This window comes from Providencia sp. PROV109 (genome assembly GCF_033681625.1).
GTDB classification, from domain to species: Bacteria; Pseudomonadota; Gammaproteobacteria; order Enterobacterales; family Enterobacteriaceae; genus Providencia; species Providencia hangzhouensis.
In genome coordinates this window covers 784,823-798,326 of record NZ_CP096320.1, presented here as the reverse complement: position 1 = coordinate 798,326, position 13,504 = coordinate 784,823, and the positions used below count along the sequence as shown (strand labels likewise).

Genomic DNA, 13,504 nt, shown 5'->3' with positions numbered 1-13,504 from the left:
TGTGGGTTTTAATAACGGATAGAAAAACGATAACCTGTACCACGTACAGTTTGTACCATTTTATCATGACCTTCCGTCTCTAGTGCCTTTCTTAACCGCCGAATATGCACGTCAACGGTTCTATCCTCAACATACACATTGGCTCCCCAGACATAATTTAGTAGCTGTTCTCTACTATATACGCGTTCAGGGTGAGTCATGAAGAAATGTAGTAATTTATATTCAGTTGGCCCCATATCAATAGGAATGTCATTGCTGGTCACACGATGAGAGGTAGGGTCTAATGTTAACCCATTCATTTCAATAATATCTTCCGTCGCCATTGGTGAAATACGACGTAAAATTGCCTTTACCCGAGCAATTAATTCCTTCGGTGAAAATGGCTTGATAAGATAGTCATCCGCGCCAACTTCCAAACCTTTTACGCGGTCTTCTTCTTCTCCTCGTGCAGTTAACATCATGACAGGAACGTCACGTGTTGCGCTATCACGCTTCATATGCTTAATTACTTGAATACCGGAGCCCCCTGGGATCATCCAATCCAGTAGGACGAGGTCGGGTAGCGGGTCAACGAGTTGTGCAATCGCACTGTCATAATCATCAGCTTCAATAGGCTGAAAACCATTCTGTTCTAATACAAAACAAACCATTTCTCGGATGGGCGCTTCATCTTCAACAACTAGAATGCGTCTTGCCATGATTGTTCCTGTAAAATTAAGAAGACATTTAAAATGTGAAAGCATTATGCGTCACTTTTATGACAGAATTATGAATATCAATGGGTAAAACGCATATTAATCTTTATTTTAACGGTTAAATGTCATTTAAGTGAAATATTTCCGCAACATGGTAATAAAGTCACAAACACCCCTCACCCATTATATGGATCAGGTATACTCTCATTATCGAACGTTCATGCTCATTATTGATGATAGGAATTGATAACTCATGCGCATTATTCATACCTCAGACTGGCACCTTGGTCAGTATTTTTTTACCAAAAGCCGTGCGCCTGAGCACCAACATTTCTTAAATTGGCTAGTTGAGCAAGTAGAACTACACCATGTTGATGCCGTCATCGTTGCAGGTGATATATTTGATACAGGTTCACCACCGAGCTATGCACGTGAGCTGTACAACAAATTTATTGTCGACTTACAAAAAACAGGTTGCCAACTGGTTATTTTAAGCGGTAATCACGACTCTGTTTCTGTACTCAATGAGTCAAGTGCTCTACTTCGTTACTTGAATACACAAGTCATTACATCTGGAAGTGAGCCGCATGTTATTACATTAGTGAATAAACAAGCGCAACCTATCGGCTTAGTTTGTGCCATTCCTTTTTTACGTCCTCGGGATATTCAACTGAGTATCGCAGGGCAAGATATTGAAGAGAAACAACGCTCACTACAAAGCGCTATTCATGATCATTACCAAGCCAGCTACCAACTCGCACTAGAACAACGAGCCGCTTTAGGGTTGGATATCCCAATTATTGCAACTGGCCATTTAACCGTTGTCGGCGCAGCCTTAACTGACTCTGTGAGAGACATTTATATTGGTACGTTAGATGCGTTTCCTTCTGGGGCCTTTCCCCCTGCTGACTATATTGCCCTTGGCCATATTCATCGCCCCCAAGTGATTGGAGGACAAGAAAATATTCGCTACTGCGGTTCACCTATTGCATTAAGTTTTGACGAAACAACGCAACAAAAAAGTGTCTGCCTTATTGAATTCACTGGAAGTAAATTAACTCAAATTACCCCCTTGGAAATCCCCATTATTCAGCCATTACAAAGCATTAAAGGTTCCTTAAGCCAAATAGAACAGCAATTAGAGATATGGAAAGATTACCAAGGTGATAAACCAGTTTGGCTTGACATTGAAGTCGCTTCACAAGATTACCTCGCCGATATCCAACAACGTATTGAAGCATTGACACAAGAGCTCCCTGTCGACGTCGTGATACTACGCCGTGCACGCAAGCAAATACAGGGACAAAACCAAACCTTGACCAATGAAACATTAAGTGAACTCACCGTAGAAGACGTTTTTTTACGTCGCCTTGCCCAAGAGTCATTAGAAGATCCTGAGCGTGAACAGCGCCTAGTGCAGCTATTTCAACAATCTTATGATGCATTACAAATGAGCAAGGAAAGTTAATATGAAGATTTTAAGTTTACGTTTAAAAAATATTAACTCCCTTAGAGGTGAATGGAAAATTGATTTCACTGAAGAGCCATTTGCTAGCAATGGGCTATTTGCCATTACAGGTGCCACAGGTGCAGGGAAAACCACTTTATTGGATGCAATTTGCCTCGCGCTTTATCACCGAACACCGCGTTTAAAAACCATTTCTAACGCACAAAATGAACTGATGACTCGCCACACTGGGGAATGCCTTGCGGAGGTGGAGTTTGAGGTCAAAGGCAAAGCTTATCGTGCCTTTTGGAGCCAAAGACGAGCAGGAGGAAAACCTGACGGCAATTTACAACAGCCTAAGGCGGAACTTGCAACGGTTACTGATGGTAAAATATTGACCGTAAAAATCACAGAGATAAAGGAATTAGTAGCACAAATAACTGGGCTTGATTATGAGCGTTTTACTAAATCAATTTTACTCTCTCAAGGTGATTTTGCTGCGTTTTTAAATGCTTCAGAGAAAGAACGCGCTGATTTACTTGAAGAAATTACAGGCACAGAAATTTATAGCCAAATTTCAATTTATGTTTTTAATCAACACAAGCAAGCCAAAATTGACTTAGATTTGCTAAAAGCGAAAGCACAAAGCATTAATTTACTCACTGAAGCAGAGCATCAAGAGTTATTGGCACAACAAAGCCATTTACTTGAACAAGAGACTCAAACCAAGCAACAGCGGGCTCGCCACCAACAAGGGGTTAATTGGTGGCAACAATATCACCAACTCACCCAGCGCATGCAATCACTTGATGATGAGCTTAAAAAAAACGAGCTTGAGTTCCAAGCCGCACAGCCTCAGTTGAAACGGTTGGCGGACAGCGCTCCTGCGGAATCCCTTCGCCCGTTATGGCAGGAAGTTGAACGCCAGCAACAGCGACTCACTGAATACACGAATAAACAACAACGTTTGCAACTTAGCTTGCAAACTCAGCAAGCTGAACGTGCCCCACTGCAAGAGAAGTTGTTGAAATCACAATCCGAGTATCAACAACACCTTGATTTCGCCAAACAACAACATCAATTGATTGATGAAACTGTCAGGCCTCTGGATAACCAAATTGCACAATTGAAACAGCAGCAGTCTGAAATTACGCAGCAAATTGAGCAACAGTACAAAACTCTTCAGCAAAAACAACACTTAGTTAATGAGACACAGAATCAGATCCAAAATGCTCACATTGAGTTAAAGAAACACAACCAATTCCTAGAAGCGCACCCAAAAGACGCTGAACTGAGTTCCCAAATAGGTAGTTGGCAACAACAAGGTTATTTTATTTTCGAATTAGCCGACAAACTGGCGAATTTGCACAATAAACAACAAATACTTTCAAATGGCGTCGCACAGTTACAGCGACAACAACAGCTGCAAACTGAAAAATTATCCCAAAAATGTCTCGAGTTAGAGCGCAGCACCGACGCATTCAAAAAACAAGAAGAAACCTACAAACAAAATCAAGAAAAACATGATGTTAAGACCATCAACCAACACATTGAACAGCTACAAGCTCGATTACAGCATGCCAAGTTATTACCCCTAATATTATCTCAATGCCTTAATACTCAAACACAAAAACAGAAAGAAATTCAAAAAGATGCTGAATTAGCACAAAGTATCACTGCGACGCAAAAAGAGTTGAGCATTGCCCTGACACGTATTAATGAGTTAGCCCCACGCGTCAAACTAACCAATGATAAATTACAATTAGAACAAAAAATTGTCAGCCTAGAGCATGAGCGCCAGCAACTCATAGCAGGTAACCCCTGCCCATTATGTGGTGCAACAGAGCACCCTGCAGTTAACGATTATCAATCAATCCATCTCAGTGAAACGCAGCAACAACTCATTGAACTAACAGATAAACTCGACCAATTAAAACAGCAACAAGCTCAGTTAGAATCACAACTTCACACACAAAAACAACGTCAGAACGAAAACTTACAGCAACAACAGCAAACCAATGAACAATTCGATGCTTTTAACCAACAGTGGCAAAAGACATGTGAGCAAGCACTCACTCCTGAGTTAGCCCAAAATGAGCAAGCCGTCACCATCTTAGTTAATCAATTAACGGATCAATTAGCTACGCAACAGAGAATAGTGGCGGATATGGCGGCTCTAGAACGTGAATATCAGCAAGCCAAACATCATTTACATGAACAACAAGCTAGCTTTACACAGCTGCAATCAGAACTGTTATTAGTCGAAGAGCGTTTAAAAAACCAAACGCAACAACTTGATGAGCTCCAAAAAGAACATAATCAGCTCCAACAGCGTAAACAGATACAAATAGAGCAATGGCAATCCACCCTAAATCCATTTAACTTAAGCGCGCCAGATAAAGATAAGTTTGATGAATGGTTTCGCGAAGTTACTCAGCGAAGTGAGCGCTTTAATAACCAAAAAATGGCGGTGCAAACACTTAGCCAACAAATTGAAGTCAATACTGCCACATTAAAAGTTGAGTCAGCACAACTCCGTATTCTCACTCAACAAATTGAACAAGAAAGAAATCGTCTTAAACAAATTGAGCTAGATTTAGAGCAAAAAATAGCGCAACGGAAAACACAGCTTTCTGGTTTAGCTATCAGCCAATTCATTCAGAAATTGAATGATAAACAAACCATGCTTTTCCAAACTCAGGAACAATTAAGTAAACAACTCAATGAGATTGATAAAGCTATCGCCTCAATGAATGGAAGCTATCAAGAGCTCATTGACGCCAGTGAAAAAACAAAACTGGCACAAAAACAAGCTAATATTCTGTTCACTCAATCACTTACAGATAGCCCATTTAGCCATCAACAAGCCTTTCTTGATGCGTTAATAAGCCACGAAGAAAAGCAACAATTAGAAGAGCTAAAACAGCGCATAAACCAAGCTCGTATTCAGTGTGAAACACGTTATAAAGAGGGGCTACAGGCGATTGAAGCACTGAATCAACAACGCATTGCTGATTTTTCGGCGCTTACTGAAACACAATTACAAACAGTAGTCACTCAACTTGATGAAGAAATTAAGCAAATAAACCAAAAGCAAGGCCAGATAATTAACCAACTCAGTGCAGATAAGCAACTGCGCCATCAGCAACAAGATTTACTGCAAGAACTGGTAAATCTGCGAGGTCAGGGTCACCTTGAATAAAGTTTTTGGTGTAATCGATTTGAGCATCATTCACGATTTGTACAGTTGGGTCGCTTTGAACCAATGCTAAATAGCTGTACATATTTTCGGATGCTTTACCGATATGTTTTCCGACAAATTTACGAGTATCTTGGTGTTCTTGTTCAATAATTTTTGCTAGGTCGCCATCGCGCTCAACCAAGGCTTTCTTATTTGGTTTATCATAGACAGGGCGTGCATGAGCTGTTGCATCAACCACTTTCCATGCGCCATCATCATTATTGACCACTAAATCAACCACACCTAAATGATCACCCCACTGGCCTGGCATAACCGCAGGTACACCATTAACTGTTCCTTTTGCAATATCAACACCTTTGATATCGCTGAAATCTTTGCTAGGGAACACGCCGTGTGAGTGGCCAAACATGATAGCGTCGATACCTGGGACTTCACTGAGGTAATAAACTGAGTTTTCAGCCATTGCTTTATATGGCTCTTGAGAAAAACCAGAGTGAGGAATAGCAACAACTAAATCCGCACCTTCTTTTTTCATTTGTGGTACAAATTTTTTCGCAGTTTCAGTAATGTCATTAACTAAAACTTTGCCTTCTAAATTTGGTTTATCCCAAATAAGAATTTGTGGGGGAACAAAGCCAATGTAACCAATTTTGATAGTGTGCGTTTTACCATCTCTATCTTTAACCGGTGTATCTACAATAATGTATGGGTTAAAGTAGTTTTTCCCCGTTTTCGCATCAATAATATTGGCGTTAATGTATGGGAATTTTGCGCCATCAATGGCTTTATGTAAGAATTCTAATCCAAAGTTAAACTCATGGTTACCGAAGTTACCTACGGTGTAACCCATAGTATTTAAAAGTTTATGTGCAGGGTGAGATTCACCGTCTTTTAAACCTTCACCTACTATATAGTCTGCTAATGGGCTACCTTGGATTAAATCTCCGTTGTCCACTAATACTGAGTTTGTCGCTTCTTGTTTAGCGGCTTTAATTAATGTCGCGGTACGAACGTAACCAAATTGCTCTGTCGGCTTGTCTCTATAATAGTCAAAATCAATGAGGTTGCTGTGAACATCCGATGTTTCCATTACGCGTAAATCAACTGTTGCTGCGTTCGCATTAAATGCGACTAACATAGCAAGTGTTGAAAGTTTTAATACTTTATTCATGTAATCCCCTTAGTTGCTATTATTGAGAGAAAATTGCCTCTCAAATCTGAGTACCTACCCTGTAAAATTGAACAAATAAACAACAAAGTTAGCGTTAAAATTTTACACTATGTGCATGACGTCAATTTTTAATGATAATACACTGCAAACAGTAACCATTTTTTGTGACTAAATCACGGTTTTCATCTTTTTATTAGGCTTGATTTTTATATAGCTCACAAAAATGAATTAATGATGACGAATTCACCTTAATTAACTCAACTTATTCCATTGAGGAGTTGTGAATATTTTTCGTAGGAAAAAAAGAACTGTGATTTATATCACTGAGTATTAAAGAAACTTATTTAACTTAAATTTCTGTGCTTTATTTAGCCAAGAAAGCACCTTTATTTTTACTTATCCTTTTTATTCTATAAATATATCTATCAAATTATTTTCAATTAATCTAAATTTAATTTAAGAAATAAAAGATGATTATTTAATCATTAGTTTATACATATTTTTCATTTGATTAGAAATTAAGTATTTTTCCTAAAGAACTTTCATTTGATTAGAAACCAAGTATTTTTTCTAAATAATTCGAGTTGAGGCAAGGCGGCAAAAGAGAGTATCTCGGGGAGCATACACAAGTATGTGACCCGAGTAGCCGAATGAAGCCAACACCGCGACCATCTCACAGGCTCTATTTTCTAACTAATTTACGTTGTCGCTAGGCGGCAAAAGAGGGTATCTCGGGGGAGCATACACAAGTATGTGACCCGAGTAGCCGAATGAAGCCAACACCGCGACCATCTCACAGGCTCTATTTTCTAACTAATTTACGTTGTCGCTAGGCGGCAAAAGAGGGTATCTCGGGGAGCATACACAAGTATGTGACCCGAGTAGCCGAATGAAGCCAACACCGCGACAACGTAAATTAGGACGAAAACAACCAAGCAGCTCCGCGAACCCCACTCGAATCGCCATGCACCGCCTTACGAATCGGTGTATCACACTCCCTACCAAACACCCACTGACGAATACGCTTTGGTAGCTCTTCATAGAGGCAATCAACATTACTCATTCCGCCCCCTAGCACTATCACATCTGGGTCTAACATATTAATGGCTTGTCCGAGGGCTTTTGCAAGGCGATTAAGGTAATTTTCCAGTGCAATGGTGGCATGCTTATCACCTGTTTGAGCTAATGCAACAATTTCCATCCCCGTTTTTTGGCTTCCTGACATTTTTGCGTAATCCGCCATAAACCCTGTACCTGAAACAAACAATTCGGTGCAACCCGTCAGCCCGCAATAACAGCTTTCTGATACTAGAAACTGCCTATCTTGCTCATCTTGCCATGGTAAAGGGTTATGCCCCCATTCCCCTGCAACGCCATTTCCCCCCGAATGCACTTGCCCATTTATCGCAATTCCTGCACCACAACCGGTTCCGATAATAACAGCAAACACGACCTTCTCACCCGCTCCTGCACCATCAACCGCTTCTGAAACAGCTAGGCAATTAGCGTCATTCGCCATTTTTACTTCACGGTTTAATAGATGACTTAAATCGGCATCAAACGGTTTACCATTAAGCCATGTGGAATTGGCATTTTTAACTTTACCAGTCACAGGAGACAAAGTTCCAGGGATCCCCACACCAACACTACCTGACAACCCAGTCGCCGTTTCTGCATCTGCCACTAAACTTGCTATCGCTTTAAGTGTCGCATCATAATCACCACGAGGTGTTGGAATACGTTTACGAAACAAAGTATTGCCACTGTCATCTAATGCAATAACTTCAATTTTGGTTCCACCAAGGTCAATACCTATTCTCATTATGATGTTCTCTACTATTTAAAGTTTTTATGTCAGGGCTTCTATAGCTATCATGGCTTGCTTTGAGGGGTATTATCAATAGTTAACTAATGAAATGATAGCAGCCCTCAACGACAGCGCATTTTTTTTCGCTTAATAACAGACAATTCGCTATCATAGCCCCCTGCTCTAACTGGCTATTTATTAACAAAGGTAGGTTTTTCATGTGGTTCAAGAATATATTGGTCTATCGCCTGAATCGGGATTTGGCACTCTCCGCAGATGATTTAGAGAAACAGCTTGCCGCCCTCGCCTATCACCCTTGTGGTAGCCAAGATATGATGCAAACTGGCTGGGTTTCCCCTATGAATGGTGGTGATGCATTGACACATGCAGCGGGTAACCAAATTCTTATCTGTGCTAAAAAAGAAGAAAAAATGCTGCCATCTCCTGTAATTAAGCAAGAATTGCAGGATAAAATCGAAAAATTGGAAGCTGACCAAGGCCGTAAGCTGAAGAAAACAGAAAAAGATTCACTAAAAGATGAAGTTGTTCACTCACTCCTTCCTCGTGCATTCAGTAAATTCAGTAAAACCTACATTTGGATTGATACAGTAAATCAATTAATTATTGTTGATGCCGCAAGTGCAAAACGCGCTGAAGACAATTTAGCCTTACTCCGCAAAAGCTTAGGTTCCTTACCTGTCGTCCCTCTGACTTTTAAAGACCCAATAGAGCTAACACTCACTGAATGGATCCGTTCGGGCTCATTACCACAAGGTTTTGCCGTCATGGATGAAGCGGAGCTAAAAGCTATCTTAGAAGAAGGTGGTATTATCCGCTGTAAGAAGCAAGAACTCATTTCTGATGAAATCGCCACCCACATTGAAGCCGGTAAACTCGTTACCAAACTGGCCTTGGATTGGGAAGAGCGTATCCAGTTCATGTTATCTGATGATGGTTCCCTGAAGCGCCTCAAATTTAGCGATACATTAAAAGACCAAAATGACGACATCGCTAAAGAAGACTACGCGCAAAAATTTGATGCTGATTACGTATTAATGACAGGTGAACTTAGTGCATTAATCGCTCGCTTGATTGATGTATTAGGTGGCGAAGCCGAGCACTAATTTGTTTCTATCCCCTCTATCGCCCTCACAATGGCAACTCACACTTAAGTAAGTTGCCATCACTTTTTAGATCCCGCTTACATAGCCACAATTAAGTCATTGACTGGTAGTGAAATCTCTGGTTGATTGATTTATATCCATATCGCAAATTTCTAATATTTAATTATGTTCAACAACAATAATAAAAATAGCCCATCACTGATGATTATGGTCAATATTCTGTCGAAGGAAATGTTATGAAAGAGCTCATCGAACCTGAATTAGATGAAAATTCACTGGTTACCCTACAAAAAGTCACCGCCGATAATTTTTCTGAAATTTGCTTACTAAGTCATACGCTTAGTGAAGCACAACGTAATATGGTGGCTGACAATGCCTATTCCATGGTGGAAGCCCAGTTTTCTGATTGCGCATGGTATCGAGGCATTTACGCCGATGATGTCCCTGTCGGTTTCATCATGCTGCATTCTGGGTTAGATGATGATGAATTAGAATATAACGGTATTATGCTTTGGCGTTTTATGATTGCTGAACCCTACCAAAAGCTGGGATTCGGCCGTGAAGCCCTAGTTCAAGTCATCCATTATTTAAAAAGAAAAGGATACCCACGCCTTTATAATAGCTGTGGTGAAGGGGAAGAAAGCCCATTTGAGTTCTACAAAAAACTTGGTTTTGTACCAACAGGCGCTTATATGGATGATGAATGCGAGCTGGTCCTAGATATTACTAATTGGCAAGAACAAGAAGAGTAAGCCTATAAGTGCAGTCAACAACGCTACAGCACGAAGTATGACCAATACCAATACGCTAAATAGTTTGTGCTGTCGCAAAGCGGCAAATGCGTTAGAACCTAGGAGCATACACAAGTATGTGACTAGGGCTAACGCATGAAGCCAACACCGCGACAGTGCGAAGTATGACCAATACCAATACGCTAAATAGTTTGTGCTGTCGCAAGGCGGCAAATGAGTTAGAACCTAGGAGCATACACAAGTATGTGACTAGGGCTAACGCATGAAGCCAACACCGCGACAGTGCGAAGTATGACCAATACCAATACGCTAAATAGTTTGTGCTGTCGCAAGGCGGCAAATGCGTTAGAACCTAGGAGCATACACAAGTATGTGACTAGGGCTAACGCATGAAGCCAACACCGCGACAGTGCGAAGTATGACCAATACCAATACGCTAAATAGTTTGTGCTGTCGCAAGGCGGCAAATGAGTTAGAACCTAGGAGCATACACAAGTATGTGACTAGGGCTAACGCATGAAGCCAACACCGCGACAGTGCGAAGTATGACCAATACCAATACGCTAAATAGTTTGTGCTGTCGCAAGGCGGCAAATGAGTTAGAACCTAGGAGCATACACAAGTATGTGACTAGGGCTAACGCATGAAGCCAACACCGCGACAGTGCGAAGTATGACCAATACCAATACGCTAAATAGTTTGTGCTGTCGCAAGGCGGCAAATGAGTTAGAACCTAGGAGCATACACAAGTATGTGACTAGGGCTAACGCATGAAGCCAACACCGCGACAGTGCAAAATATGACGCGTATTCGTTATTTTTGGATAAGATAACGAATAGTCGGCCCATCTTGCTGAATATCCAACACCGTATAACCGTAGTTTTTCGCATCTAGAGGAATATTATTAATCGACTGCGGGCAATCACTTACCACTTCTAATATTTCGCCTTTTTTCAACGATGGCATTGCTTCTAGTGTTGCTACTGCTGGATATGGGCAAGGTTCTCCGACCATATCTAAACGATAATCAGGGATAATGTCTTTATTACTCATATTACCTCCACGGATACATTAGATGCTTTTTGAGAACGTTTACGGAAAAAATGTTTTTCCCAGACCAACATCAACACAAATGCTACCGCTAATAATCCATAAGTGACTAGCAATCCACCTTCTGGTCCAAAGGTTTCAAGTAAATTAACTTTGTCAAAATCAGTCGCCAACCAAGGACCTAAATCATCCCAGTAATAAGCCAGCACCGTAGCACCAATGATATTACCAAAACCAACCCACCAATAATGGACTTGGCCCTCGACCGCACGGTACATCCAGCCCGTTTCACAACCACCAGCGAGCACAATACCGAAGCCAAACAGTAATCCACCAATCACTGCATTCGGCCCAGCCCATAAAATTTTTGGCGTTGCGCCTAACTGTACATAGCTGAAGATACCAATTGCACTGACTGCCATACCAATAATGATAGCTTTGGCCATATGTGTGCGTCCGGTGATCCACAGATCACGGAATGCGGAGGTAAAACAAATTTGCGCTCTTTCAATCAGTAACCCGAAGCCAATACCACATAAGATAGCAAAACCCATCACAGGGGAGTCTAATAAAGTATAAAAACCCCAAGCTAGTGCTAATGTGAAAATCATCATTCCTAGTTTAAAGCGTCTTTTCGCCACATTATGATTTTGTGTTAACGGCGATGCGGTGCTGACTTTTTTCAGTTTCACAGGGATGCGAAACATTGGCATTAGTGTAAATTTCGCACCAAAATATGACCCTGCCGCAGTAGCAACAGCAAAGTACCACGCGTGTAATGAGAATTGAGGGATCCCAGTAAAGAATGCGGCTAAATTACACCCCATTGCCAAACGAGCACCAAATCCAGCGATAATACCGCCCAAAATAGCTTGAAAAATACGGATACGGTGCTGAGGCATTCGTAATTTGATATTATTTGCCCATAACGCAGCGGCAAAACACCCAGCAAACATACCAATAATCATCACACCATCAATGCGATCCAATGGTGTACCTTCAAAACCAATAACTTTGAAATAGCCCCATGTCTCTGGTTCAGCGCCAAATAATTGCATGATGTGCCCGCCCCAACGCGTAAACTCACCCGTAACTGCCCAAAACGTGCCAGTCAAGCCAAAATAATAGGTTGATAAGATACCTGCGGCAATAACTGCAGGTAATGGTTTCCAAAAACCGATGAGATAGCGAGATTTAAAATCAGACCAAGTCATTGTTACTTCCAATTCATTCACGCCAGACCTTGGCAGAGAAACTCGCCGTTGTATAATTATCGTTATAAGTATTTATATCGATCCCCACAGCGAAGTGGCAACATCATACTCCGATAAATTTTTTCGTGAAGTTATTTCATCATAAAACGAGAGGCAAATTGATCTCGAGCACAGCCAGATTTAAAGAGATAGTTAGGAATAAAAAAAAAGCGCTATCTCAATGATAACGCTGGAAGTGTAGTCTTATTTTATCTATAGAAGAGTATAATATGAAATTGCCGTATTACGGCGACGCTTGCTATGCGTAGTCTGTAGTCAGCCCATTTGACTCCAGTAATAACACTTATATCACGGTCTAAATACATTTACTTAGCTGAGCTAACTGTTAAGTAACTATATCTATTTTTAATGTTAAGACCTAAATATTCACTAACTTTGTATGATTCCCAAATTAGTGTTGGCCTTATTAATTCCCTAGCATAAGTAAATTATAAAAATAGATAACTCAGTATAATAAAGTATTTAAAAGTGTTTCTAAATGTTATTGATTGCATTATAGCGCAACACTTTTGTTGCGCAAGTGTTTTTTTATTTTCATGACAAGATACAGAATAAAACACAAAATCAATTTAAATCAAAAAGATACAGCAAGAACATAAGAATGAGGCAAAATATTTAACCTATAGTTAAGATATTACAAACAATTTACATTTTTTATAAAAAAGAATTCATTTCAAATTTAAAAATAAATTTAATATTAATTAAATATATAAATTAGCTTTAAAAATATATTCCCTGGAATAATAAAACTTTTTGAACATTAATAAAATTAACATATTTTTCATTATAATTTATTAGTAGTATTTACGTAATTAAGATTTATCAACCTAAAAATTAAAAATAAAAACAACCAGACCTATGATAAACAATCATTTTTTGACCAATCTCTCTTTTATTAAATAACCGCCCTATTAATAAGGGAATATGCAAAAATAGATTAAAAATAATACTTATATAAATCCTTATTGGTAACATGGTTTAT

Annotated in this window: 8 protein-coding genes and 1 pseudogene; 4 read left to right on the top strand and 5 right to left on the bottom strand. The window is 40.0% G+C overall.

Going from position 1 to position 13,504, the window contains the following annotated elements; translation table 11 throughout:
- Nucleotides 1-8: 8 nt before the first annotated feature.
- The gene (gene phoB / locus M1F25_RS03540) at nucleotides 9-698 is read right to left on the bottom strand and encodes a phosphate regulon transcriptional regulator PhoB (protein ID WP_036958559.1); all 690 of its coding nucleotides are present in this window, start codon (nucleotides 696-698) and stop codon (nucleotides 9-11) included.
- A 250-nt stretch (nucleotides 699-948) separates the two neighbouring features.
- Between phoB and sbcD the strand changes: the two genes are divergently transcribed.
- Nucleotides 949-2,163: an exonuclease subunit SbcD gene (sbcD, locus tag M1F25_RS03535; RefSeq protein WP_181489303.1), complete on the top strand. Its 1,215-nt coding sequence runs from the start codon at nucleotides 949-951 to the stop codon at nucleotides 2,161-2,163.
- Nucleotide 2,164: 1 nt separating this feature from the next.
- On the top strand, nucleotides 2,165-5,344 hold the full coding sequence (locus M1F25_RS03530) for an AAA family ATPase (protein ID WP_318836622.1): 3,180 nt from the start codon (nucleotides 2,165-2,167) through the stop codon (nucleotides 5,342-5,344).
- On the opposite strand, the pseudogene M1F25_RS03525 reads toward M1F25_RS03530, so the two are convergent.
- Together M1F25_RS03525 and mak are read right to left on the bottom strand one after the other, a co-directional pair.
- Nucleotides 5,301-6,515, bottom strand: a pseudogene (locus M1F25_RS03525) (bifunctional 2',3'-cyclic-nucleotide 2'-phosphodiesterase/3'-nucleotidase); the annotation flags it as partial. The gene M1F25_RS03530 and the pseudogene M1F25_RS03525 overlap by 44 nt on opposite strands.
- 916 nt (nucleotides 6,516-7,431) lie before the next feature.
- Complete coding sequence (gene mak, locus M1F25_RS03520) at nucleotides 7,432-8,337, bottom strand: fructokinase (protein ID WP_180312364.1); 906 nt, start codon at nucleotides 8,335-8,337, stop codon at nucleotides 7,432-7,434.
- 203 nt (nucleotides 8,338-8,540) lie between these two features.
- Between mak and rdgC the strand changes: the two genes are divergently transcribed.
- Together rdgC and M1F25_RS03510 are read left to right on the top strand one after the other, a co-directional pair.
- Complete coding sequence (gene rdgC, locus M1F25_RS03515; RefSeq protein ID WP_004905595.1) at nucleotides 8,541-9,446, top strand: recombination-associated protein RdgC; 906 nt, start codon at nucleotides 8,541-8,543, stop codon at nucleotides 9,444-9,446.
- Between the two features lie 236 nt (nucleotides 9,447-9,682).
- On the top strand, nucleotides 9,683-10,198 hold the full coding sequence (locus M1F25_RS03510) for a GNAT family N-acetyltransferase (RefSeq protein WP_004905596.1): 516 nt from the start codon (nucleotides 9,683-9,685) through the stop codon (nucleotides 10,196-10,198).
- 813 nt (nucleotides 10,199-11,011) lie between these two features.
- Here M1F25_RS03510 and yedF read toward each other — a convergent pair.
- Both yedF and yedE read right to left on the bottom strand, forming a co-directional pair.
- Nucleotides 11,012-11,251, bottom strand: coding sequence for a sulfurtransferase-like selenium metabolism protein YedF (gene yedF / locus M1F25_RS03505; RefSeq protein WP_004905598.1), 240 nt, complete (start codon nucleotides 11,249-11,251; stop codon nucleotides 11,012-11,014).
- The gene (gene yedE, locus M1F25_RS03500; protein WP_181489295.1) at nucleotides 11,248-12,462 is read right to left on the bottom strand and encodes a selenium metabolism membrane protein YedE/FdhT; all 1,215 of its coding nucleotides are present in this window, start codon (nucleotides 12,460-12,462) and stop codon (nucleotides 11,248-11,250) included. The genes yedF and yedE overlap by 4 nt, the downstream gene beginning before the upstream one ends.
- Between the last annotated feature and the right edge of the window lie 1,042 nt (nucleotides 12,463-13,504).

Bases quoted from the DNA above. Each gene is read 5' to 3' on its own strand.
- phoB (WP_036958559.1), bottom strand. From the start codon at position 698: ATGGCAAGACGCATTCTAGTTGTTGAAGATGAAGCGCCCATCCGAGAA.
- sbcD (WP_181489303.1), top strand. From the start codon at position 949: ATGCGCATTATTCATACCTCAGACTGGCACCTTGGTCAGTATTTTTTT.
- M1F25_RS03530 (WP_318836622.1), top strand. From the start codon at position 2,165: ATGAAGATTTTAAGTTTACGTTTAAAAAATATTAACTCCCTTAGAGGT.
- mak (WP_180312364.1), bottom strand. From the start codon at position 8,337: ATGAGAATAGGTATTGACCTTGGTGGAACCAAAATTGAAGTTATTGCA.
- rdgC (WP_004905595.1), top strand. From the start codon at position 8,541: ATGTGGTTCAAGAATATATTGGTCTATCGCCTGAATCGGGATTTGGCA.
- M1F25_RS03510 (WP_004905596.1), top strand. From the start codon at position 9,683: ATGAAAGAGCTCATCGAACCTGAATTAGATGAAAATTCACTGGTTACC.
- yedF (WP_004905598.1), bottom strand. From the start codon at position 11,251: ATGAGTAATAAAGACATTATCCCTGATTATCGTTTAGATATGGTCGGA.
- yedE (WP_181489295.1), bottom strand. From the start codon at position 12,462: ATGACTTGGTCTGATTTTAAATCTCGCTATCTCATCGGTTTTTGGAAA.